At 73.2% G+C, this 23,311-nt stretch carries 20 protein-coding genes and 1 other RNA gene; 9 read left to right on the top strand and 12 right to left on the bottom strand.

Features of this window, described 5'->3' with window-relative positions; all coding sequences use genetic code 11:
• Positions 1-29: 29 nt before the first annotated feature.
• Positions 30-767 carry a maleylpyruvate isomerase family mycothiol-dependent enzyme gene (locus ACGFI1_RS36130; protein ID WP_392791871.1) on the top strand — a complete coding sequence of 246 codons (738 nt, stop codon included), beginning with the start codon at positions 30-32 and terminating at the stop codon, positions 765-767.
• 16 nt (positions 768-783) lie between these two features.
• Here ACGFI1_RS36130 and ACGFI1_RS36125 read toward each other — a convergent pair whose 3' ends face one another.
• Positions 784-1,437 (bottom strand): DUF1361 domain-containing protein, encoded by a 654-nt coding sequence (locus tag ACGFI1_RS36125; protein ID WP_392791868.1) that lies wholly within the window; start codon positions 1,435-1,437, stop codon positions 784-786.
• A 25-nt stretch (positions 1,438-1,462) separates the two neighbouring features.
• A complete protein-coding gene (locus ACGFI1_RS36120; RefSeq protein WP_392791865.1) occupies positions 1,463-4,255 on the bottom strand; it encodes an ATP-binding protein in 2,793 nt (930 codons plus the stop codon).
• Positions 4,256-4,467: 212 nt separating this feature from the next.
• Between ACGFI1_RS36120 and ACGFI1_RS36115 the strand changes: the two genes are divergently transcribed.
• The gene (locus ACGFI1_RS36115) at positions 4,468-6,612 is read left to right on the top strand and encodes a hypothetical protein (protein ID WP_392791862.1); all 2,145 of its coding nucleotides are present in this window, start codon (positions 4,468-4,470) and stop codon (positions 6,610-6,612) included.
• Here ACGFI1_RS36115 and ACGFI1_RS36110 read toward each other — a convergent pair whose 3' ends face one another.
• From ACGFI1_RS36110 to ACGFI1_RS36100, 3 genes are all read right to left on the bottom strand, one after another.
• Positions 6,613-7,389, bottom strand: a complete 777-nt coding sequence (locus tag ACGFI1_RS36110) for a M48 family metalloprotease (protein WP_392791859.1) — start codon at positions 7,387-7,389, stop codon at positions 6,613-6,615.
• 848 nt (positions 7,390-8,237) lie between these two features.
• Entirely contained in the window at positions 8,238-8,636 is a 399-nt protein-coding gene (locus tag ACGFI1_RS36105; protein WP_301177598.1) for a hypothetical protein, read from the bottom strand.
• 49 nt (positions 8,637-8,685) lie between these two features.
• Positions 8,686-9,030, bottom strand: coding sequence for a DUF6191 domain-containing protein (locus tag ACGFI1_RS36100; RefSeq protein ID WP_138641107.1), 345 nt, complete (start codon positions 9,028-9,030; stop codon positions 8,686-8,688).
• A 119-nt stretch (positions 9,031-9,149) separates the two neighbouring features.
• Here ACGFI1_RS36100 and ACGFI1_RS36095 point away from each other — a divergent pair, with 119 nt between their 5' ends.
• Positions 9,150-9,989 carry an RNA-guided endonuclease InsQ/TnpB family protein gene (locus ACGFI1_RS36095; protein WP_392791856.1) on the top strand — a complete coding sequence of 280 codons (840 nt, stop codon included), beginning with the start codon at positions 9,150-9,152 and terminating at the stop codon, positions 9,987-9,989.
• Between the two features lie 79 nt (positions 9,990-10,068).
• On the opposite strand, the gene ACGFI1_RS36090 is transcribed toward ACGFI1_RS36095, so the two are convergent.
• On the bottom strand, positions 10,069-10,590 hold the full coding sequence (locus tag ACGFI1_RS36090) for a pyridoxamine 5'-phosphate oxidase family protein (protein ID WP_364554317.1): 522 nt from the start codon (positions 10,588-10,590) through the stop codon (positions 10,069-10,071).
• Between the two features lie 113 nt (positions 10,591-10,703).
• On the opposite strand from ACGFI1_RS36090, the gene ACGFI1_RS36085 reads away from it, so the two are divergent.
• From ACGFI1_RS36085 to rnpB, 4 genes are all read left to right on the top strand, one after another.
• Positions 10,704-11,525, top strand: coding sequence for a Nif3-like dinuclear metal center hexameric protein (locus ACGFI1_RS36085; protein WP_364554318.1), 822 nt, complete (start codon positions 10,704-10,706; stop codon positions 11,523-11,525).
• Complete coding sequence (locus ACGFI1_RS36080; protein ID WP_387071844.1) at positions 11,522-12,265, top strand: zinc ribbon domain-containing protein; 744 nt, start codon at positions 11,522-11,524, stop codon at positions 12,263-12,265. Before ACGFI1_RS36085 ends, ACGFI1_RS36080 begins: the two co-directional genes overlap by 4 nt.
• On the top strand, positions 12,262-13,410 hold the full coding sequence (locus ACGFI1_RS36075) for a bifunctional RNase H/acid phosphatase (protein WP_392791853.1): 1,149 nt from the start codon (positions 12,262-12,264) through the stop codon (positions 13,408-13,410). Before ACGFI1_RS36080 ends, ACGFI1_RS36075 begins: the two co-directional genes overlap by 4 nt.
• A 91-nt stretch (positions 13,411-13,501) precedes the next feature.
• An RNA gene (gene rnpB, locus ACGFI1_RS36070) (RNase P RNA component class A) lies at positions 13,502-13,898 on the top strand.
• A 31-nt stretch (positions 13,899-13,929) separates the two neighbouring features.
• On the opposite strand, the gene ACGFI1_RS36065 is transcribed toward rnpB, so the two are convergent.
• From ACGFI1_RS36065 to ACGFI1_RS36055, 3 genes are read right to left on the bottom strand one after another with little or no spacing between them, the layout of a single operon-like run.
• Positions 13,930-14,754: a hypothetical protein gene (locus ACGFI1_RS36065; RefSeq protein ID WP_392791851.1), complete on the bottom strand. Its 825-nt coding sequence runs from the start codon at positions 14,752-14,754 to the stop codon at positions 13,930-13,932.
• Positions 14,751-15,242, bottom strand: a complete 492-nt coding sequence (locus tag ACGFI1_RS36060; RefSeq protein ID WP_392791849.1) for a YfbM family protein — start codon at positions 15,240-15,242, stop codon at positions 14,751-14,753. Before ACGFI1_RS36060 ends, ACGFI1_RS36065 begins: the two co-directional genes overlap by 4 nt.
• A gap of 30 nt (positions 15,243-15,272) precedes the next feature.
• Positions 15,273-15,695 carry a hypothetical protein gene (locus ACGFI1_RS36055; RefSeq protein WP_392791847.1) on the bottom strand — a complete coding sequence of 141 codons (423 nt, stop codon included), beginning with the start codon at positions 15,693-15,695 and terminating at the stop codon, positions 15,273-15,275.
• Between the two features lie 108 nt (positions 15,696-15,803).
• Between ACGFI1_RS36055 and ACGFI1_RS36050 the strand changes: the two genes are divergently transcribed.
• Positions 15,804-16,004: a hypothetical protein gene (locus ACGFI1_RS36050; RefSeq protein WP_301178041.1), complete on the top strand. Its 201-nt coding sequence runs from the start codon at positions 15,804-15,806 to the stop codon at positions 16,002-16,004.
• 302 nt (positions 16,005-16,306) lie between these two features.
• On the opposite strand, the gene ACGFI1_RS36045 is transcribed toward ACGFI1_RS36050, so the two are convergent.
• The 3 genes from ACGFI1_RS36045 to ACGFI1_RS36035 form a co-directional block, all read right to left on the bottom strand.
• On the bottom strand, positions 16,307-18,547 hold the full coding sequence (locus ACGFI1_RS36045) for a SulP family inorganic anion transporter (RefSeq protein WP_392791844.1): 2,241 nt from the start codon (positions 18,545-18,547) through the stop codon (positions 16,307-16,309).
• Positions 18,548-18,782: 235 nt separating this feature from the next.
• Entirely contained in the window at positions 18,783-20,594 is a 1,812-nt protein-coding gene (locus ACGFI1_RS36040; RefSeq protein WP_392791842.1) for a hypothetical protein, read from the bottom strand.
• 268 nt (positions 20,595-20,862) lie between these two features.
• Entirely contained in the window at positions 20,863-21,447 is a 585-nt protein-coding gene (locus tag ACGFI1_RS36035) for a YbhB/YbcL family Raf kinase inhibitor-like protein (RefSeq protein ID WP_392791839.1), read from the bottom strand.
• Positions 21,448-21,839: 392 nt separating this feature from the next.
• Here ACGFI1_RS36035 and ACGFI1_RS36030 point away from each other — a divergent pair, with 392 nt between their 5' ends.
• Complete coding sequence (locus ACGFI1_RS36030; protein WP_138640218.1) at positions 21,840-23,252, top strand: NAD(P)/FAD-dependent oxidoreductase; 1,413 nt, start codon at positions 21,840-21,842, stop codon at positions 23,250-23,252.
• Positions 23,253-23,311 lie beyond the last annotated feature (59 nt).

Raw genomic sequence — 23,311 nt, 5'->3', positions numbered from 1 at the left:
GCCGAATTTCGTTCGGTTATTGTGGCGGGATGGCGGACGTGTTCGATGACCTGACCGCGGAGTTCCGGCAACTGGACGCGATGCTGGCGGCGCTGGCCCCCGAGCAGTGGGCCCGCCCGTCCGATGCCGAGGGCTGGACCGTCTCCGACGTCGTCCTGCATCTGGCGCAGACCAACGAAGTGATCAGCGACCCGTCGGGCGGGGAGGCCACCGCCTTCCTGTCGCCCGACGCCGCCAAGACCGTGGACGGCGTCGCCGCCGACATGGTCGCCGCCGAGCGCGGCATGCCGCCGGCGGACCTGCTGGAGCGCTGGCGCAAGACGGCCTACGCCGTCGCCGACTTCCTGCGCGCGCAGCCGCCGGGCACGCGCCTGTCCTGGGTGCGGACGCCGCTGTCCCCGCGCACGCTCGCCACGACGAGGATCGCCGAGCACTGGGCCCACGCCCAGGACATCGCCGTCCCGCTGGGCGTGTCCTACCCCGACACCGCCAGGATCCGGCACATCGCGTGGCTCGCCCACCGCACGCTGCCCTACGCCTTCTCGGTCGAAGGGCTCCCGGACGCGCCCGTCTACTGCGACCTCACCGCGCCCGACGGGACGCACTGGACGTTCGGCGACGCGTCCGCCCCGTCCCGCATCACGGGCCCGGCCGCCGAGTTCTGCCGCGTCGGAGCCCGCCGCCTCACCCCGGAGCAGACCGCGCTGAGGGCCGAGGGCCCGCACGCCGCCGACGCCCTCCGCGTCCTGCGCAACTACGCGGCCTGAGCCCCCGGGCCGAGGGTCAGGACGTGCGCGTCGCCCGGAGCCGCCGGGCGCTCTTCAGCGTCGCGTCGAACGAGGCTTCGGCGATGGCCTTCGTCATGAAATGGCACATCCAGGTGACCAGGAAGACCGCCAGGATCAGGATCGGCGCCCACGTCCAGGTCAGCTGGACGACGATCCGCTCGATGGTGGCGTGCGGGTCCACGACCGGTTCCCAGCTGTTCAGCCGGGCCCAGCGGCCGAGGAAGACGCCGATCGCGCAGAGCGCGTGCGCGCCGATGGTGACGCGGCCGTTCCACGCGCCGAGGCCGATCCGGGTGAGGTGGCGCGTCGCGGCGGACAGCGAGAGGTAGTACGCGAGGAAGCCCGAGCCGATGAGCACCGCGTAGACGGGCAGGACGGCCGTGACGACCGGCCCGCCGCGGTCGGCGAGCAGCATGTCGTTGCGGAGGTGCACCAGGTCGGTGACGACGTACGGCGCGTTCGGCAGGAACAGCACGAACAGCACGAGCCCCGCCCACCAGAACGGCGACCGGGAGACGCGGTGGCCGCGGAAGAGCAGGAAGGCCAGACCGACCGGGATCCAGGCGAGGAACGTGTTCCAGCCCATCCACCAGGCGTCGCGGCGGAGGACGTCGATAAGGTTCGGCGCGACCTGCTCAAGAATCCCCATGGCTCCATGGTGCATGAGCGGCCCTCTATTCGCCTGAAACGAACGACCCGCCGGAAACGAACGACCCGACGATGCCGTCCGCGTTGCGCAGGCGCGAGGCCGACTCACGGAGGCGGTCGGCCCAGTCGGCGTCCGTCCGCAGCGCCCCTACGGCGTTCTCGATGGCCGAACCGGTGCCCCAGAGCGCGAGTGCGCGCGCGTCCATGTCGCGCTGGTCGTGTTCCCACCACGCGGACACGGCACTGAGTTGGTCGGCGAGAGTGCCACCGGGAATGGACCGCTTGTAGCGGGCTTCCCATTCGCGGCTAAGTGGGTGACGGGCACCGCCAGGGTCCATTTTGTGCGCTTGCTGCAGTTCTTCTAGGACGAGGCACCACCGGTATGGGGCAGCGAAGTACACGGCTTCGTCTTCGGTGCACGCGACGCCGTTCAGGGACGCCACCATGTGGTCGGCCAGCGCGCCGGGCGCGGTACGGGACGCCACGGCCGCGTCCACCGCATGGGAGACGGCGCAGTCGGTGAGCCGCCGGGGGAGGCCGTCCAGGACTGCCGGGTCGAGGCCCGGCGCGCCCCAGCCCGTCAGATGCGCGGCTGCGGACAGCTCCGCCCACAGCACCAGTTCCGGACGCTCGGCCACGGCGCGCTGGGCCGTGCGCATGTCGCGCAGCGTGCAGGGGGAGTCGCGGCAGTCGGCCCCGCACGTCCCGCTCCGGGGCGTCACCAGTACGCCCGGCGACGCCAGCGGCGCCGGGCCGTCCGGACGCTCCAGCCGGGAGCCGTCCGGGACGCGCACCAGGTGCGGGAAGTCCATGCCGTCGGTGAACACCGCGCCCTCGCCCGGCGTGAGCGTGACCAGGAACTGCGACTGCGCCTCGGTGATGTTCATCGTCGCGCCGACCGCGTCCCGGTCGTCCCGCGCGGGCAGCCGGTGCACGATCTTCACGGCGGTGTTCTTGATGACGTCCGGGACGAGCTTGGACGGGATCTGCTCCGCCACCACCAGCCCCTCCCCGTACGCGCGGATCTCCGCGAGGAGGCTCGCGAACGTCTCCACGGCGTGCGCCGCCGGGCCCGCCTGCTCGCTGCGCCGCAGCAGCCGGTGCGCCTCCTCGAACACCGTCAGGTGCCGCAGCCCCGCCGGACCGCCGCCGCCCTGCCGCAGCCGCAGGTGCTCCACCAGCCGGACCAGGACGGTGCCCATCAGGAACGCCTTGTCGCGGTCGTCGCCGACGTCCTCGATCTCGAAGACGACGTTGCGGGCGAGCAGCGCGTCGAAGTCGATCGGATGGCCGCCCTCGAAGAACCGCCCGGTCGTGCCGAGCCGCAGGCTGGACAGCCGCACCCGGATGAACCCGCGCACGTTGTCGGTGATCTCCTGGCCGTAGCCGATGTCGCTGACGACCTGCTCGGCGACGGACTGCAGGTCGGCGAGCGTCGGGTAGCGCGGCGACGTCCCCGGCACGGCGGGCTCGCCGAGCGCGAGGTCCCAGCCGAGCCGCTCGTAGCAGCGGGTCAGCGCCGCCGACAGCACCTGCGGGAACGGCTCGTCCGCCTCGAACGCGGCGAGGAACAGCGCCCGGACGAGATCGGCGTGCGTCTGCAGCGGGAACGGCCGCCCGTCCGGGCCGAGGGCCGGTTCGAGCGGGTTGATCCCGGCCGCGATCGCCTCCGCGTCGCCCGGCCGGATCGCGACGACCTCCGCGCCCGGCGCCCCCGCCGCCGCGAGCCGGGACGCCATCGCCCGGTACTCCGCCTTCGCCGGCTCGACCACCAGCCACGGCAGCCCCGCGGCCGACGCGGCGGTCAGCAGCGACCGGATCGTCTGCGACTTGCCGGACCCGGTCGCGCCGCACACGAACGTGTGCCGGTTCAGGCTGGGCAGCGGCAGGGACAGCGACCCGACCTCGCGCCGGTCGCGGTCCAGGACCCGCCCCAGCGGGACGCCCCCGCCCACCGACCCGGGCGCCGGCTCGGGCGTCACGTCGAACTCCGGCCGCATCACGAACCGGACCCCGGCGACCTCCCGGACGGGCGGCCGCGCCAGCGCCGCCACCAGCTGCGTGCTCGCCTCGAACGGCCCGTCCGCGCCCGGGACCAGCGCGTACGGCAGCCCGGTCAGGTCCGCCGACGCGCACACCAGCGCCGCCACCCGCGCGGCCGCCGCGGGCGTCGCCGCCCCGGCCGCCAGCCGCACGCGCCACAGCCCCGACGCCGCCGCCCGCCGCAGCTCCCGGTGCCGCCGCTCCATCCGGACGGCGGCCACCGACTCCTCCGGCGACAGCTCCGCCATCGACCGGGCGCGCTGCTGCCGGTCGGCGAGGTCGTCGGCGAGGCGCGCGGCCTCGGACGCGTCCACCGGCTCGGCCACCAGCAGCCAGGCGAACGGCTGCGTCCACACCGAGAGCAGACCGTCCTCCAGGGACGGCCTGGCGGGCTCCTCGCGGGCCGGGTCGTCGGCGAGCAGGCCGTCCGCGATGCCGCCGATGCCGACCCAGTGCGGCATCGCGGCGGCGGCGACCCCGTCGGGGAGCAGCACGCCGCGCCCGCCCGCCGGCAGGCTCAGCGTCGCCGCGCTCCCGTCCCGGTCGGCGACGAGCCCGGACCCGCCGACCAGCACCTCCGTGGGCCCGAACGCCGCCGCCCGCCGCCAGCCGACGAGCACCGGCTCGCCGCCCGCGTGATACGCCGACACCAGCGCCGCGAGCCGCTGGTCGCGCCACTCGTCCCGGCCGTCCGCCCGGTCCGGACGCGGGACCTCGAGCAGCCTGCACACCGGCAGGCCACGCACCACGTCCCAGATCTCCGCCGCCCCCGCCATGGGCAGTCAGGGTATTGAGCAAGAGTGTCGTTGTGAAGGCCGGTTTGCGACGGAGGGCCTGACAAGTTCCGTGTCAATCTGCTTGGGTTGTTCGCGGCATCGCCGTGCTCACCACGCTCAACGGGCCCACCGGGCGCACCGCGCTCCCCGCGTCCGGCCCGGAGGCGCGACGGCCGAGTCGGCACCCGAGAGCAGAGCGGGGGTACAGCGTCGTGAGGGGCGAACCGGTCGATCACGGGGGGCCGCTGTCGCGCCGCGAGCGGCTGTTCAGCCCCGACCCCCGCATCGGATGGGTGTTCCGGGACCGCTGGTGGTTCCTCACCCCGTTCCCCGATCCGCCGCCGCAACAGCAGGCGCTGCCGGACTACCTGGCGCGGCGCGTCGCCGAGACCGAGGCCGCCGCCCAGCGCAGAGTGAGCCGGACGCTCCCGGCCAGCGCAGCCGTCGCGGCCGTTCTGGTCCTTTTCGCTGCCATCGCCGCCGGTCTGTCCACCAGCTTCACCGTCGCCTTGCTGCTGCTCGCCGTCATCGCGGTGACGCCCGGCGTGGTGCTGACCCGGTGGGCGATCCAGCAACGGGAGGGCGCGCGCAGGGCCTACGAACTGGCGCAGAAGCAGATCACCGGCGGCTACCACGAGCAGGCGCGGAACTGGCAGGCGCGCAAGCAGGCCCACGAAGCCGCAGAGCGCGCGCGGCTCGACGAACTGCCCGAGTGGGGCGCCGCACCACGCCCCGGCCGCCGCCTGGACGTGTTCGGCGGGACGCTGTGGGCATGGGAGGCGCTGCTCACCACCTATGGGACGTCCACCCTCGCCGTCCAGCCGCTGCTGGTGCTCGACCTGTCCCGGGAGGTCGTCAGCCGCGAACTGGTCGAACTGTCCCGATCTGCCTGGATGAGGGTGGACGAGCAGCTGCTGCCCAGCCACCAAGCCTCCTCCACCCTGCTCACCGACATGTCGCCGCAGGAACTCGTCGATGCGATCGTGGAGTCCATGCACGGCGGCGGCCCCGACGCCGCCCGCGCCGAACGCAGCATGGACGACCGCATCCTCACCAAGGTGTGCGGCGCCCTCGGCGGCGACATCACCCTCGCCCGGATCGCCGCGGCGCTCCGCGTCCTGATGGGCGAGCCCGACGACGGCGACGCCCTGACCCGCGACGAGCGGCGGCGCATCGGCACCGAGCTGTTCACCGTGGAGTACCGCCGCCAAGCCCACGCGAACCTGTCGCGGATCGAGTCGTACATCCACCCCCTGGAAGACCTCGGCACGGAGCCGACCGGCACGGGTCCGGGCTACCTGACCTGCATCGCGCTGGACAGCCAGGCCCGCAACGTCCGGTCCGAGCTGCTCACCGACCTCATCGTCCAGTGGGTCACGCACCGGATCACCGCGTCCTGGGAGGCGACGCCCGCCCTCGTGGTCGTCGGCGCCGACGAACTCGCCCGCCGCCACCTGGAGCGGCTCTCGGACGCCTGCGAACGGCGCGGCGTCCCGCTGACCCTGCTGTTCCGGCGGCTGCGCGAGACGTCCGCCGAGCTGATCGGCGGCGGCGCCGTCGCGTTCATGCGCCTCGGCAACCACGAGGACGCCGCCCGCGCCGCCGACTTCATCGGCCGCGACCACCGGTTCGTCCTGTCGCAGATCACCAAGAACGTCGGCGGGAACGAGTCGCACACGTCCACCGACACCCGCGGCGAGGGCGACTCGGAGACCCGCAGCACCAGCCGCACGACCGGCTCGTCCCGCACCTGGGGGACGAGCAGTTCCGCCGGCGTCGCCCATTCGGGCGGCGAGATGTTCGGGCTGTTCCCCGACCGCTCCACCTCCAGCCAGCGCGGCCGGAACCGGGGCGGCGCCGACAGCCGCAGCGACACCGAGGGGACCGCCGTCGCCACCACGCGGAACTGGTCGGCCGCCTCCTCCTACGCCGAGGGCACCAACTGGAGCGACGCCGACACCAGCCAGCGCGTCTACGAGTACGTCGTCGAGCCCGTCACCCTCCAGCACCTCCCGGACCACGCGCTGCTGCTCGTCCAGTCGGCGCCCGGCGGGGGACGCACGGTCACCCCGGTCGAGTGCGACCCGGCGATCATCACGCTGGACCGCGTCACCACCGGCCCTCTCCCGGACCCGCCCGTCCCGCGCGCCATCCCCGGCCCCGCCGCCCTGACCCGGCAGCCCCCGCAGTGGGCCGCCCCGCCCCCGCAGTGGGCGACACCCCCGGCACCCCCGCCCCCGCGCGCACCCCTCGCCTCCGACCCCGGCCCCCCGCCCGGCACGGGCCCACGCGCGCCCGGCGGCCCGCCGCCGGGCCGCGACCAGGGGCCGCCGCCCCTCTTCGGCGGCCGGGCCTGATCAGCCGAGCCGCCGCCGCAACCCCTGCGCCCGCCGGACGAGGGGGAGCGGCAGCCCGTCCGGGGCGCTCTCGATGCGCTCCTCCACCACCGCGACCAGCTCGGCGCCGAACCCGAGCCGCACCGCCACCGCGTCCGCCCGGGCCTCCCCGCGCGCGCCCAAGACCCGCGCCCCCAGCGCCGCGGCATACGCGACACCCGCCGGCAGCGCCACCACCACCGTGACCGCCGTGGCCAGCGCCCCCAGCAGGAGCACCAGCACGAAACCGATCGGCCGATGCCACGCCACGGCCCGCTTCCACATCGGCGCGACCGGCGCCCACACCTTGCGCAGCGTCCACAGCAGCGCCCGGCTCGGCATCGTGACCTGCGCGTGCACGAACGCCGGAACCGCCCGCCACCCCAGCAGATGCCCCAGCTCATGAGCCAGCACGGCCTCCAGCCGCCCCGGCGGCAGCGAACGCGCCGACGCCGACGTCACCGCCACCGTCCGCCCGAACGGCACGCAGGCGTTCAACCCGTCCGACTCGACGACCACCACCCGGTACCCGCCCACCCCGGCCCGCCGCTGGACGTCCCGCCACGCCTGCTCCACCCGCTCGTCCCGGCGCGGCTCCCGGTACCCGTGCACGCGCCCCGCCCCGAGCGGCGCCAGCAGCACCAGCCCCCACACGGCGACGACCACGACCGCCCCCCACACCGGCCACACCAACTGCACCCCGAACGCGACCCCCGCGACGAGAACCCCCTCAACCCCCACGACCGCCGCAACCGGCACCCCACCTCGCCCGGCGGGCTCCCGCCCAGGCGGCAGATAACGCCGAGCCTCGGGAACGTGCCACCCCTGCTGCCCGCCGCCCGCCGCGTCCACCAAGCCCGGCCCGTCCTCCAGCGCCGCCCCACCAGGACCCGGCACAACCGCCCCCGCGGACGCCTCCCCACCCCGATAAACCGCACCAGGCGGCGGCACAGCGACGTGCGACGGCCCGCTGTGGTGGTGTGCGGGAGCAACTGGATGCGCTCCTGCCGCGGCCTGCTCACCCTGGTAGGGCGGTCGTGCGGCGACGGGCCCGGCGCCCGGTGGTGGCCCGCTGTGGTGGGGTGCGGCCGGCGGCTTCGCGGTGGGGGAGCGCTGTGGCTCTGCCGTCGTGTTGACCGGTGGTGGGGTGGAGCCTGCTGGGATCGGTCCACCGTCTCGGCGCGTGGGAGCGCCGGGAGGCTGTGCGGGGGGCGGCCACGATCTGGGCGGCTGCGGCGGTGTGCTTGGGGTGGGCGGTGCGGGCCGGGGCGCCTGTTGGACGTCCTGGCCGCTGTGGGGTGCCGTTTGGTCGGCGGGACGCGGCGCCGGTGGCTGTGGAGGTGCAAGTGGGGGCGCAGGGGGTGTGGCCTGTTGCGGCGCGGGGGGTTCTGATGGCCTCGGTGCGGGGGTGGGTGGGCGCTGGTGGCGGCGGGTGCGTTCGTAGCGGCGTGACTGGGTGGTCCAGGTTTGTCCGTCCCAGTAGCGTTCGCGGCCCATCCACTCTGGATCTGGGTACCACCCAGGTGGTGTGCTCACCGGAAACCCGCCTCCCCGTCAGGAACAGAGCAAAGGCTTGCGCACCCCGCGACAGGGAGTCAACGGGATCGTCACAGCTTGGGGGTGAAGGGGCGGCGGTGGGCCGGGTCGTCGGGCTCGGCGAGGCCGCGCAGGGCCGTCTCGACGAGTTCCACGGCGCGCAGGACGGCGACGAGGCGGGCGCCCTCGCGGCGGTAGGCGTCCAGCACGGACTCGACGCCGTGCGGCGGGACGAGGTCGCCGAGGTCGACGCGGGCGGTGCGGAAGCCCTCGCGGGCCGCCTCGACGGACGCGGCGACGTGCTGGCGGGCCATCCGGGCGAGGGTGATCGGGTAGCGGCGCAGCACGCCGTAGCGGCGGTACTCGGGCGGGACGAGCTCGAGCAGCCAGCCGAGGGCGGTGTCCTCGAATCGGTCGGTGCCCGGTGGATGCACCTGCGAGGGCCAGCCGGGCGGGACGTAGGTGCTCACGAGGGCAGGATAACCCGTGTTCGAACTCGTGTTCGAGTGTGGACGTGCCCTATTCGTCCGGCGGGGTGCGCCGAATACGGATCTTGCCGGAGTCGAGGTCGTCGCGGGTGCGGCCGGAACCGGTCTGCTCGTGGTCGTCCTGCCGCATGACCTTCTGGCGCTCCTGCTCCTCCATCTTGACCTTCTTGGAGCCCTCGAACGCCGCGGCGAGGTCCTCGAACATGCCGCCGCCGAAGCCGGCGCCGGTCTCGCCGTCGCCGCGGATGGCCCCCATCAGGGACGACTTGCCCGTCCCCTCGCGGGGCCATTCGACTGTCTCCGGCTCGGCCGCCTCGGGGCGGTTGCCCATGGGACGGCCCTTGACGCGCTTGCGGCGCCGAAAGGGTGATTTCACCTAGTCCTCCGAAGGATTCCCCGGCCCTCAGGTGGGTGAGGAGTTCGTGCTGTGAGAAACGAGTCCACGGACATCCGAATTCCCTTACGCGCACCTGGCGAGTGTGTAAGGTGCCGGTCATGCGGACGGCGTACAAGTGCCGGGCCTATCCCGATGCCGAGCAGGCGGCCGTCTTCAGCCGTACGTTCGGGTGCGTGCGCCTGGTGTGGAACAAGACGCTCGCCGAACGCCACCGCGCCTGGCACGCCGACGGCGAACCTACCTCCTACAAGCAGACTGACGCCGCGCTGACCGCATGGAAGAAGACCGAGGAACTGGCGTTCCTGAGCGAGGTGTCCTCGGTCCCGCTGCGGCAGGCGCTGCGGCATCAGCACGCAGCGTTCGCCGGCTTCTTCGCCGGACGCGCCCGCTACCCGCGGTTCAAGACCCGCACCGGCCGACAGGCGGCGCACTACACCCGCTCGGCATTCCGCATGAAGGACGGGCAGTTGTGGATGGCGAAGACGGCCGCGCCGCTCGTGCTCGTGTGGTCGTTCCAGGACGTGGACCCGGCCACGCTGGACCCCACGATGGTGGTGATCTCGCGGGAGCCGGACGGGCGCTGGTACGTCACCTTCGCCGTCGACACCCACGCCCCAAAGCACGCGCCGCAGACCGGGCACCAGATCGGCATCGATCTGGGCGTCAAGTATTTCGCGGTGACGTCGGACGGGGAGCGCATCGCCAACCCGCGCCATGTGAAGCGCAAGGCGGCGAACCTGGCCCGGTCCCAGCGGCGCATGGCCCGCAAGCAGCCCGGCAGCGTCAACCGCCGCAAGGCCAAGAACATCCTTGCGGCTGGTCGAGCCGTAGCCGGAGGCGGCACCTCCGGTGATGTCTGTGGAGCTGACGTCAGACGGCAAGGGCACTCCCTTCCGCAGTCGGCCGCGAAGCAGAAACACCCACGGCGCGAGCCGTAGGAATCCCCTCCCGCCAGGGAGGGGAGGCAGTCAAACAGACTCCAACGCGATGAGTCTCCAGGTTGATCACGGCGGACGGTCAGGTTCCGAACGACCACCGGGTGGGAGAACCGGTGAAGTCTCCCTGGCGGAGCCCGAACACCGATTGTGGGCGCACCGCGACGGTGGCGTTCACCTCGGGGTCCAGGAAATCGACACGATAGCGGGTCGCGTACTTGGAGTTGACCAGGTCGATGAACCGCTGGAGGTCCTTCTGCTCGGTGAGGATCTCGGCGCGGCCCTCGATGACGACGGGGTTCTCGGCCTCCTCGGTGGTCACCACGACCTGCGGGTTCGCCCGCAGGTTGACCATCTTGCGGGACGGGACGGCGCTGCTGAACAGCAGGGCCTCGCCCGACCAGGCGCCCCAGACGGGCATCGCGTGGGGGCGTCCGTCCGGCCGGACCGTGCACACCCAGAAGTTGCGCGCGGCGCGCAGCCGCTCCACGGCCCACGACCACGGCAGCAGGCCGCTTCCCTCGTCCGGCCCCTGGATGCCGTAGCCGGGCATGTACGGGCGTTCCGCAGTGGGCTCCGGTCCCGCGGCGCCGGCGTCCGACATGGCGTTCTCCCTTCCCTCGTGCACTGTCCCGTCCATATCGTTACAGACCGCGCCGCCCCGCGGTGACGCTCGGTGGCTCGTTGGGAGCGGCTGGGCGCGGTAGCCTGCGGGACGTGCGCCTATCCCATGTCATCACGGTTCTGGAGGAGCTTTACCCGCCCGCGTGGGCGGAGTCCTGGGACGCCGTCGGACTGGTCTGCGGAGACCCCGATCAGGAGGTCGGCCGGGTCCTGTTCGCCGTCGACCCCGTCGCCGCCGTGATCGACGAGGCGCTGGAGTGGGACGCCGACCTGGTGGTCACGCACCACCCGCTGCTGCTGCGCGGCGTGCACTCCGTCGCCGCCACCACCCCCAAGGGCCGGCTGATCCACCGGATGATCACCAGTGGGCTCGCGCTGTACACCGCGCACACCAACGCCGACCGGGCCGATCCCGGCGTCTCGGACGCGCTGGCGCGGGCCGTGGGCCTGACCGGCGGGCTGCGCCCGATGGTCCCCGCCGACGACGACCCGCGCCGCGGCCTCGGCCGGATCGGAGAGCTGGCCGAGCCCGTCACGCTGCGGGAGTTCACCCGGCGCGCCGCCGTCGGCCTGCCGTCCACCGCCTGGGGCGTCCGCGCGGCCGGCGACCCGGACGCGGTCGTGCGCACCGTCGCCGTCTGCGGCGGCTCCGGCGACTCCCTCCTCGGCACCGCGCGCGCCGCCGGTGTCGACGCCTACCTCACCGCCGACCTGCGGCACCACCCCGCGTCGGAGTTCGCCGAGCACGGCGGGCCCGCCCTGGTGGACGCCGCGCACTGGGCGACCGAATGGCCGTGGCTGGCCGACGCCGAACGCCGGCTCGCCGCGTCCTCCCCCGAAGCGGGCAAGTTGGAGACCAGGGTGTCCACGCTCGTCACCGACGCGTGGCGCCTTCACGAAGAAGGAGCACTGTGAAAGCCGCACCGCAAGCCCAGCTTCGACTGCTCGACCTGCAGGAGCTCGACAGCTCGCTGGACCGGCTGGCGCACCGCCGCCGGACGCTGCCCGAGCTGGCGGAGATCGAGCGGCTGGAGGGGCGACTGACCGAGCTGCGCGACGAGATCGTCGCGGCCGAGACCGAGGTCGGCGACCTGCAGCGGGAGCAGAAGAAGGCCGAGCAGGACGTCGACCAGGTCCGCACCCGCGCCGACCGCGACCAGAAGCGGCTCGACTCCGGCCAGGTGACGTCCGCGAAGGACCTCAGCAGCCTGCAGGCGGAGATCGAGTCGCTGCAGCGCCGCCAGTCCGACCTGGAGGAGGTCGTGCTGGAGATCATGGAGCGGACGGAGGAGGCCGAGGGGCGCGTCGCCGCGCTCCGCGCCGACCGGTCCGCCGCGCAGGAGGAGCTGACCGGGCTCACCGAGCGCCGCGACACCGCGCAGCGGGAGATCGACGAGGAGTCGGGGACGACCAGCACCGCGCGCACCGCCGTCGCCAAGGACGTCCCGGACGACCTGCTCGCCCTCTACGAGAAGCTGCGCGGCCAGTTCGGCGGCGTGGGCGCGGCCAAGCTGTTCCGCGGCGCGTGCCAGGGCTGCCACCTGGCGCTGAACACCGTCGACCTGAACAACATCAGGGCCGCGGCGGAGGACGAGGTCGTCCGCTGCGAGGAGTGCCGCCGCATCCTGATCCGCACGCCAGAGTCGGGCCTGTGAGCGCAGTTGCCGGGGGGCGTGGGGGGTCGTCCCCCCACAGGGGCGCGAGCGCACGCAAGCTGATCGTCGAGGCGGACGGGGGCTCGCGCGGCAACCCGGGGCCCGCCGGGTACGGGGCCCTCGTCCGGGACGCGCTGACCGGCGAGGTCCTCGCCGAGGTGGCCGAGTCGATCGGGCACGCCACCAACAACGTCGCCGAGTACCGGGGCCTGATCGCCGGGCTGACGGCGGCGGCGGACCTCGACCCGTCCGCCCGCGTCGAGGTCCGGATGGACTCCAAGCTCGTCGTGGAGCAGATGTCCGGCCGCTGGAAGATCAAGCACCCGGACATGATCCCGCTGGCGCTGCGCGCGAAGGAGCTGGCCGGGGGCCTCGGGTCGGTCTCCTACGGCTGGATCCCGCGCAACCGGAACGCGCACGCCGACCGGCTGGCGAACGAGGCCATGGACGCCGCCGCCCGCGGCGAGCACTGGACCCGCAAGGTCGAGGAGGCGCCGAGGGAGCCGGAGCCGCCGCCGCGTCCGCCCTCGTCCGCCCCGATGACCACGGTCCTGCTCCGGCACGGCGAGACGCCGCTGTCGATCGAGAAGCGCTTCGCCGGGATCGGCGACGTCCCGCTCACCCCGAACGGCCTCGCGCAGGCCCGCGCCGCCGCGCTCGCGCTCAAGGACCGCGGCCTCGACGCGATCGTCACCTCCCCCCTGGCCCGCTGCCGCGACACGGCCGCCGAGGCCGCCGCCGTCACCGGGCTGGACGTCCGCGTCGAGGACGGCTTCCGGGAGACCGACTTCGGCGAGTGGGAGGGCCTCACGTTCGCCGAGGCGGGCAAGGGGTGGCCCGCCGAGATGAAGGCGTGGCTGGCCGACCCCGAGGCGGCGCCGCCGGGCGGGGAGAGCTTCGCCCAGGTGTCCCGCCGCGTCCGGACCGCCCTGGACAAGCTCAAGGTCCGCTACCGCGAGCAGACCGTCCTGGTGGTCTCGCACGTCACGCCCATCAAGCTCCTCGTGAAGGACGCCCTGGGCGCGCCCATGTCGTCCCTCTACCGGATGCACCTGGACGTGGCCGCGCTGTCGTCCATCGACTGGTACCCCGACGGGCCCGCGACACTGCGCACGTTCAACGACGTGCACCACCTTCCCTCTTGACAAATCCCGCCTGGACGAGGCCCTCACCAACCTGCCCTGAGCCGGGGAACAAGGGGCCCGCCCGACCCGCTAACCTCTTACGTACGGCGGACGAGCCGGCCGGACGGCCGCGTCGGGGAGCGATCCCCGTCGAGGAAAGTCCGGGCTCCACAGGGCAGGGTGGTCGGTAACGCCGACCCGGGGTGACCCGCGGGACAGTGCCACAGAAAGCAAACCGCCACCGGTCCGCCGGTGGTAAGGGTGAAACGGTGAGGTAAGAGCTCACCAGCGCCCACGGTGACGTGGGCGGCTCGGTAAACCCCACCCGGAGCAAGGTCAAGAAGGGGCCCCGCAAGAGGCCCCGCGCAGGTGCCCGAGGGCGGCCCGCCCGAGCCTGCGGGTAGACCGCTGGAGGCCGCCGGCAACGGCGGCCCGAGATGGATGGCCGTCACCCGCCGCCCCGCGAGGGACGGCGGGCACAGAACCCGGCTTACAGGCCGACTCGTCCGCCCCCAAGCCTCCTTGAGCAGCGCCGGGACTTCACGGCTTCGGGGGGTATGGGTCCTCTGGCTTGTGCCATCTCCAGTTGAACCATTCTCGCGGCAGGTCACGCTGCAGTGCTTGGGCGGCATCGGGGGTCCGGGCGCGGATGTTGAGATGGCCCCGGCTCCACGGTCGGCCCCAAGGCCCTCTCCTATGCTCGTATTCATCGGGCATATGGAACGTCGTGAGATTGAGGATCACATTCTCGCCCGCGTACCAGCGGCCTCCCGTGGGGATGCACTCCAGGGGCTCGAGGGGGAGTGGAGGGAGGGGCAGCGGGGTGTATCGGTGGTACACCTCCGCAATCTCCGTCTCAAGCAACTCGCCGTACACGGTGAGCGTGTCGTCTGCGTAGAGCGACTCGGTGAGCACCATCTCGACCAGAGCGATCGAAAGGCGTTCTGCGCATGCGTGCTGCCCGTGGCCCCAGTCGCACGACTGCACGGTGGGTGGATCGTCCATGTGCAGATCCGCCGGGCGGATGTAACGCTCCCAGGCTCCCTGGTTCTCGTGGTGGTACAGCAGCAGGTCCTCGAAAACGGCGAGCTGATCCGGGGCCTTCAAAAAGTTCATCGTGCCGCAGAGGTCGGCGCGTTTGCCGAACAGCGTGTACGCCTCGCGCAGCGCGGCGGGAAGTGTGAAGCCCAGCCGCTCTTCGGCGGCGTGCACGTCCGCGATGCCGTAGCCGTCGCAATCACGCAACGGTTCTGCCCATGTGTCGGCGAACCGGCGGATGAACTCCCATGCGCTGTGCCTGTCGCGCGTTGCGGCGGCTAGTTCGGTGGCGAGCTCGAATCGGGCGCTCGCGGGCGGTTCGGTCATGTGAGGGCCAGGAGGAGGGCGTCGCCGGAGGCCGCGGCGGTGTTGCAGAAGGTCACTAGCTTTTCGTAGTGGCCGCTGAGCCATCGCAGGGTGAACTCTTCGTCGGCGGGGCGCCAGACGCCGGGGTAGATGTCGGCCTCTTGTAATTCCTGGGCGTCGTAGTGCGCCAGAAGGGTGCTGGACGGGATTCGGTTCAGCAGGGCGGCCGTTGATCGCACCAGGTCCGGGTCCAGGAAGAAAGGGGGGCCGTAGTCGAAGTCTTCGGTGAGCGGGACTCCGGCGAAGAAGATGTCCGCTGAGGGGCCCGAGGATTTCTCCAGGAGATGGCTCAGGGCGTGCCACGTCTTCTCGATACCAATGGCCTTGTCCATTGCCGGGTCGCCGTCGAAGTGGTCCACGTCGAAACTGAACACGAACTTCGCGGCGTCTGCTCGGAGAGCGTCCATGTCGGTGGAGGCGACTCTTATACATCGGCACCTGATGCCCACGATCTGCTCCCTGCGGCCGGTTTTGTGGGCTCAGAGTAGTGGGCTTGGCGAGGGCCGGGGGCGGCCCGGCCCTCGCGGGGGTCTGGATTCGAGCCAGGGGAGGGTTGTGCGGGCGAAGAGGATGCCGCCCGTGTCTCCTATCTCACAGAGGGTTCCTATGGAGCCGTTCGCCAGGACGGCCATCGTGGAGTAGCCGGCGGCGCCGGGCTTGATGAGGGCCTGGTGGGGCCAGCTTGCGCCGTCGTCGCGGCTGACGCGGCCGGTGAGGTCCGTGCGGGCCATCGCGATCTGGATGTTGTTGGTGCCGCCGTCGAGGTCGTAGCTGTCGTCCACGCGGGGGTCCATGGCGGCGATCACCGTGCCGCTGTTGGAGACGGCGAGGGCCGGGATGCGGACGGATCTGGCGGATCGGGCGAGTGCGCTGCGCCTAGAGACTCCCGGGAATCGGGTCACCGGACACAGAAAGGATGAAACACGGCGCATACCGTCCTGGTAAGAGCCGATCGCCGTGGACGGCGACGGCGGCGGGGCCGGTGCTGGGCCCCGTGGAGAGGAGCGCAGATGATCGCCATCGTGTTCGTGGCCCTCGCGTTCGCCGGGCTGCTCGGGGGCCTTGTGTACCTGTGGGACTTCTCCCGCGCCAGCCGGCGCGACGCGCTGTTCCTGCCGGCCTCCGACGGCCGCGCGCGCCGCGCGCGCCGGGTGACCGGGATGTACGTCCGAGACTACGCGCGCGCCGACGACGAGCTCGTCGGGCGCTGAGCGAAGACCGCGGCCGAGCGGAGGCCCGCGCCCGGTTCCCCGGGCGCGGGCGCCCGCGACGGCGCAGGAGTTTCTAGCGAGCGGCGGTCGCCGGCCGGCCGGACCTCATCACGCGGGGCGGGGGCCCCGCCGAGGCGACGCGGGCCGGAGGCCGCCATGGAGAAGGACCGCCGGGCCGGTGCGTGCAGGGCCCGGCTGGTCCGGCCGCGGGCCCGCCCGTCGGGGTGGCGGAGCCGGTGGACGGTGGGCGGGTCGTCCGGACGGGGGCGGCCCGCACACCGTGGATCGCGACCCGGACCGGGTCAGGTCAGGGTCCGCGAGCCCGGCGTCTCCGGGACGGCGTCCGGGACGCGGGCGAACGTGCCGGCGGCGCGGTCGAGGATCTCGACGTTCGCCGACGACAGGTCCAGGTACAGGCCGACCAGCTCGATCTCGCCGGCCTCGACCCGCTCCCGGAGCCACGGGTAGGTCAGCAGGTTGTCGAGCTGCTGCATCACGTTGATCTTGCAGAGCCGGGTCAGCGGTGGCTCGTCCCAGCCGTCCGGGTCGGTGGACAGGAAGCGGGCGAGGCTGTGGTTGCCGTGCCGCAGCCAGCGCGACAGCCCGGTCAGGTGCTCGACCTCGGTGCCGCCGGCGAGCAGGGCGGCCATCGCACCGCAGTTGGAGTGCCCGCAGACCGTGATCGTCCGGATGTCGAGGACGCTCGTGGCGTACTCGACGGTGGCCGACACCGAGTCGTCGGGCGTCTGGGATCCGTGCCGGGGCACGAGGGCCCCGACGTTCCGGTTGATGAACAGGTCGCCGGGCCCGCTGGCGGTGATGATGTTGGGCACGACGCGCGAGTCCACGCAGGTGATGAACAGGTGCTGCGGTTTCTGCTTCATCGCCAGCTCGGACATGATCGGCCGGACGAGCGGGGCGGTGCTGTCGTGGTAGTCGCGGATGCCGTTCAGCAGCACGGCCCCGGGGGACGTCTCCGGCGCGTCGAGCTCGGCCTCGGAGCGGCGCCGCCGGTTGGCCCAGGGCGCCCACCAGCGGGCCGGCGGGGCGGCTTTGCGCGGCTGAGTCATATCACCTGTCACCGCTCTTTCATACCAAGCCTCGTGAACCTCGTCGATGTCGACCCTGCCTCCTTGGCGTTCGTGCGCGAGCCGCCACTGGTGGATCGCGTCGAACGCGGCGTGGTCCATGAAGTCGACGTTGAGATCCAGATCGACGCTCGAACCCGCCGGGATATTCCGCAGCGCCCGCGTCACCCGGGGGACGCCGAGGAAGGTGAACGTCCCCTCGACGACCACGTGCCGCCGGGGCGGGACGGGCCCGTCGCCGGGCACGAGCACGAGTTCCTCCGTCCGGACCGACAGCCGCGTCAGCCGGCGCAGCGCCAGCACCGCGATGATGCCGACGCCGACCAGGACGCCCTGGCCGAGCCCCAGCAGCACGACGCCGGCGAGGGTGCCGAAGTAGGCGGGCGCCTCCCGGTGGTGCCGCAGCTCGCGGACGCGGTCGAGGTCGACCAGCCGGATCCCGAGCATGATCAGCAGCGCGGCGAGCGCGGCCAGCGGGACCCGCTCGATGAGCGGCGCGCAGCACAGCACGAGGACGAGCACCCACACGCCGTGCAGCACGGGGGACAGCCGGGTTCGGCCGCCGGCCTCCACGTTGGCCGTGCTGCGGACGATCACCCCGGCCACCGGCAGCCCGCCGAGCAGCCCGGACACGGCGTTCGCGGCGCCCTGGGCGCGCAGCTCCCGGTCGAGGTCGGCCGGCGGGACCCCTTCGGGCCGGACGCGGTCGACCGCCACGGTGCACAGCAGCGACGCGACGCCCGCGACGAGCGCGACGGACACGACGGCCCCGGCGACCCCGATCGGCGGGCCGTGCGGCAGGACGGGGGCGGTCCACCCGCTGAACGGCGAGTCGGGCAGGTCGACGCGCGGCAGCGGCAGCCCGAGGCCCCAGGCGGCGGCGGTGGCGAGGGCGACGGCCGGCAGCGGGGCGGGGACCAGCCGCAGCGGCCCCCGCCGCGGCATGCGCGCCCACAGGACCAGGACGAGGACGGTCAGCCCGGCCACCAGCGCCGGAGGCAGGTCCGGCCGCAGCAGCTGGCCGGGCAGCTCCCGCAGGTTGGCGACCGCGGACTGCTGCGGCCCGCCGCCGAGCACGACGTGCACCTGGCCGAGGACGATGACGACGCCGACCCCGGCGAGCATCCCGTGCACGACGGCGGGGGAGACCGCGAGCGCGGCCCGCGCGAACCGCCAGGCGCCGAGGACGAGCTGCAGCAGCCCGCCCAGCGCGGTGATCGTGCAGGTGGCGCGCCAGCCGTAGGTCTGCACGAGCTCGGTCACCAGCACGGTGAGCCCGGCGGCGGGCCCGCTCACCTGGAGCGGCGAGCCGCCGAGCAGCCCGGCGACGATCCCGCCGGCGGCCGCGGCGACCAGCCCGGCCGCGACCGGCGCGCCGGACGCCACCGCGATGCCCAGCGACAGCGGGACCGCGACGAGGAAGACGACGAACGAGGCGAGCAGATCCCGCCGCATAACGGACACGTTGCGTGTCTTTGAAGTCACACGCTGTATATAAGCACGATTAGCGGGCCTACACGCGGACACAACGCCCGCGCCGCGCCCCCGGATTCAACCTGCCGCCACACGCGCGTTCCGCGTCGGCCGTCCCTACGCCCACCTGCGAAAAGGTGAGGGCGCGGGTGGGGCCGGACGCGCTGAGGGCCGCCGGATTGCCCGGCGGCCCTCAGCGTGTTCGGTGCGCGCTGCCCTAGCGGCGGTAGTTCTCCCAGTCGTCGGCGGGCTGGCGGTTGCCGTACGGGGGGCCGTCGTTCTGCTGGCCGCCCTGGTAGCCGCCCTGCTGCGCCTGCGAGTCGCCGTAGTAGCCGGAGCCGTACGCCTGGGTGGCGTTCGGGTCGGTGTAGCCGCCCTGCGAACCCTGGTCGTGCGGTGCGGCCAGCGGGTCGCCGGAGCCGTTGTAGCTGCTGCCGCTGAAGTCGCCGTAGACGCCGCCCGAGGAGCCGCCGGAGCCGAGCGGGTCGTCGTAGCGGTTGGACTCGCCGTAGGCGGGGGCCGTCGGGTAGCCGTCGCTCTGCTGGCCCTGGCCGTAGCCGCCGGGCGCCGCGCCGAGGCCCGCGTCGTAGCCGCCGGTGCCCTGACCGCCGGTGCCCGGGCCGCCGGACGGCCACGGGCCGGTGTTCCCCGTGCTCGCGGGGGGCTGGTTCGTCCCGTAGGAGCCGGTGCCGAGCGGGTCGCCCAGCGGGTCGTTCAGCGAGCCGCCGCCGTAGGAGCCGCCCGAGTCGGACGGGCCCGTCGACCGCTGGCGGTCGGACTGGATGCGCTGGAGCAGCTCGTCCACCGTGGGGAGCTTGTGCCCGTCGGTGTCGGAGCCGCCGTGCGCGGCCGGAGCGGGAGCCGGAGCCGGAGCCGGCGGGGCCGCCGGGGGCACCGGGGGCATCGGGGGCGGGGGCGGAGCGGCGGGCTCCTCGGGACGGCCGAGGGGCAGGCCGAGCGGGTCGGACACGCGCGGGTCGCCGCCGCGCGGAGCGCCGGGGCCGAGCGGCATGTCGTAGTCGGGCCGGACGGGCGGCGGGCCCGCGGCCGGGCGCCCGCCGAGCGGGTCGGAGCCGTAGTCGCCGTAGGACGGCTCGCGGGAGCCGTACTGGGGCTGCTCGGGAACGCCGTACTGCTCCTGGCCGCCGTACGACGGCTCGCCGCCGCCGTAGGAGGGCTCGCCGCCGCCGTAGGACGGCTCACCGGGGCCATAGGACGGCTCGCCGGGGCCGTAGTCGGCGGCGGCGCCGTACGCGGGCTGCGGTTCCTGCCCGCCGTACACCTGCTGGTCGGGCATGCCGGGGCCGCCGTAGGGCGGCTGCCCGCCGCCGGGGCCGCCGGGGCCGGCGAAGTCGGCGGGGAGCGGGTCGAGCGCCGTCGCGCCGGGGTCGCTGCCGAAGGGCGCGCCGCCCGGGAACCCGCCGGGCGTCTGCTGGGGGCCGGTGCCGGGCCCGCCGGGGTGGCCGAGGCCGTTGAGGACCGTGCCGTCGGCGCCCATCGAGACGGGCTGGGTCAGCTGGGGCTGCTCGGCGGGGGGCTGCTCGGGCGGGGGGGCCTGCGCGTGCAGCGGGTCGGCGGCGGGGTCGTGCTCGGGGTGCTCGCCCTGCTGGTCGCGGTCGTGCTGCCAGGGGAACTTGGGCTTGTCGAAGGTGATCGTCGCCCAGTAGTCGTCGTCCTCCATCTCGTCGGACGCCGAGCCGCTCGGGGCGGGGGGCGGCGGGGCCGGGGCGGCGGTGGGCGCGGCGAGCGGCCCGCCGGCGACGCGGCGGTCCGGACCGGGCTCGGGCGCGCGGTCGTACCCGCCGTCGTAGCCCTCGTCGTAGCCGTCGTTGTAGCCGGGGCCGTAGTCGTCCTGGCCGCCCTGCTGCTCGTGCGGCGGGACTCCGCGGCGGCCGCGCGGCTGCGGCTCGTCGTCCATCCAGTCGTCGTCGTCGCGTCCGGCCCTGCTGGCCCGCAGGCCCAAGGCCACGAGGACGACCACCAGGACGACGACCACAATGAGGCCGAAGACCACGATGTAAGAAGTCATGCCACCACCCAATGCCTTGGCCCAGCGGGAGTCGCCGGCGCGGACCGCGGGTCCGTCCCGATTGTCGCAAGCGTCCGGATCGTCACGGGCGGCCGCCGATGCGGCTCAGCACGATTCTGTCCGACCGCTATGACCGTTGTCACACCCTTCGCGCACATTTACCCTCACACGGCGTGCGCCGATCGGCCAACTCCGCCGATCCGCGCACCCCTGTCGGCTCCAGCCCCCCGAGGGGTCCGCGTTGACCCGGTGCTCGCAGGCTCCACGGTCAACGCGCCTGCTCGCCGCCGAAGTTCCCGATGATCCGCCCGCGGCCGATGGTGTGCTCGGCGATGGCGGGGAGCGAGTCCTTCAGTGCGGCGCCGTTCTGGAACGGTGCCGGATCGTCCAGCGCGTAGATGGTGAACCGGTACCGATGCTCTTCTCCCTTGGGCGGGCACGGTGGCGCGTAGCCCGCCTTCTTGTCCGTGGTCAGCCCTTCGACGGTCCTGTCCAGCTGGGCGCCCTCGACGATCTCGTTCACCGTCCCGTCGATGCCCGCGATGACCCAGTGGACGTAGGCGCCGCCGGAGGCGTCCGGGTCGTCCGCCACGATCGCGAACGACTTGGTTCCGGGCGGGCCCGACCACCGGAGCGGCGGGGTCTTGCCCTGTCCGCCAGGGTACGTCTTGCAGCCGTACCGCGGGGGCAAGTCGCCGCCATCGTGGAAGGCCGGGCTGGTCACGGTGAACCACTCCGACAGTTCGGCGCTCTGGTTCTGCGGCTGGCCGATCAGGCCGCAGCCGCTCAGGGCCGCGGCGATGGCGAGGGCGCCCGCCGCGGCCGCCGTCGGACGCCGGTGTCTGCTCATCATCGATACGCTCCCGCGCGAGATCGTACGCCGCGCACCGCCGGGGCCGCCGTCGTGTCGGTCCCGCATCTCGGCCGTGCGCGTTCCCGCCGCCGGCGCCCCCTTCCTCGTCCGCCCCAACCTTAGGGCTTCCGCCGGGGTGGGACGGGCGGTTCGGCGCGCCGTGCGCCGCGTCGTCCGGCCGGTGGCCGGGTGACGTCGATCATGCGTGTTCTGTCCCGCTCCATCCGATTATTTGCGAAGGAGTGGCGGGTTTCACACGCGAGTTAGCCCCCTGCTTTACCGGAACGGGAAGTTCTCGGGTTCTTTCCTGGTTCTGGATTGGTGCAAGGCACGTTCCATCGGCTAGCTTGTGAATGTCTTCACAAGCCGACCGTGATCATAGGAGGGCCGCAATGGCCAGGACCGCCGAGGAGACCTCTGGCGCTCCCCACATCCTCATCGTGGGTGGCGGCTATGTGGGCATGTACACCGCGCTGCGTCTCCAGAAGAAGCTGAAGCGAGAGCTGAGACGCGGCGAGGTCAAGGTCACCGTGGTTGACCCCAACTCGTACATGACGTACCAGCCGTTCCTGCCCGAGGCCGCCGCCGGGAACATCTCCCCGCGGCACGTCGTCGTCCCGCTGCGCCGGGTGCTGCCCAAGTGCACCGTCCGCAAGGCGCGCGTCACCGAGTTGAACCACGACGAGGGCTGGGCGATCGTCCAGCCGCTGGCCGGACCGCCGGAGCGGATCTCCTACGACTACCTGGTCATGGCCGCCGGCGCCGTGCCGCGGCTGCTGCCCATCCCCGGGCTCGCCGAGCACGGCATCAGCCTCAAGACCGTCGGCGAGGCCATCCACCTGCGCAACCACGTGCTGGAGCAGCTGGAGATCGCCGAGTCGACCGACGACGTCGAACTGCGCCGCAAGGCGCTGACCTTCGTGTTCGTCGGCGGCGGGTTCGCCGGCGTCGAGGCCGTCGCCGAGCTGGAGGACATGACCCGCGACGCGACCAAGTACATGCGCAAGGTCACCCCGCAGGACCTGCGGTTCATGCTCGTCGAGGCGACCGACCGCATCCTGCCCGAGGTCGGCCCCGACATGGGCAAGTGGACCGCCGAGCAGCTGCGCGGCCGCGGCATCGCCGTGAAGATGAACACCTTCCTGCAGTCCGCGGTCGACGGGCAGATCGAGCTGTCGGACGGCAGCAGCTTCCCCGCCGGGACGCTGGTGTGGAACGCGGGCGTCAAGCCGTCGCCGGTCGTCCGGCACGGCGACCTGCCGCTGGACGAGCGGGGCCGCGTCAAGGGCACCGAGTACCTCACCATCGAGGGCCTGGTGCGGGCGTTCACCGCCGGCGACAACGCCGCCATCCCGGACCTGACGCAGGAGGGCATGTACTGCCCGCCGAACGCGCAGCACGCCGTCCGGCAGGCCAAGCTGCTCGGCGACAACATCGTCCGGTCGCTGCGCGGCAAGACCCTGAAGCCCTACGTGCACGGCAACCTCGGCGCCGTCGCGGGCCTCGGCCTCCACAAGGGCGTCGCCAACCCGATGGGCTTCAAGCTCAAGGGCTGGCCGGCGTGGTTCTTCCACCGCAGCTACCACGGCGCGATGGTGCCGACCTTCAACCGCAAGATCCGCGTCATCGCGGACTGGACGCTCGCGCTGTTCCTCAAGCGCGAGACCGTCTCCCTCGCCACCATCGAGCAGCCGCGCGCCGACTTCGAGCTCGCGGCCCTCGACGAGGCCCGGGCGAAGGCCAAGGCCGGCCAGCACTCCAAGGAGGAGGCGGCCGACAACGAGGCCGCCGAGTCCGCGGCCTGAGCCGCGCGCCCGAACGCCCCGGCGGTCCCCGCGACCGGCCGGGGCGTTCGCCGTCCTGC

This window comes from Actinomadura geliboluensis, from assembly GCF_043197915.1.
Taxonomy (GTDB): Bacteria; Actinomycetota; Actinomycetes; order Streptosporangiales; family Streptosporangiaceae; genus Spirillospora; species Spirillospora geliboluensis.
This window is presented reverse-complemented; position numbering and strand designations above follow the sequence as displayed.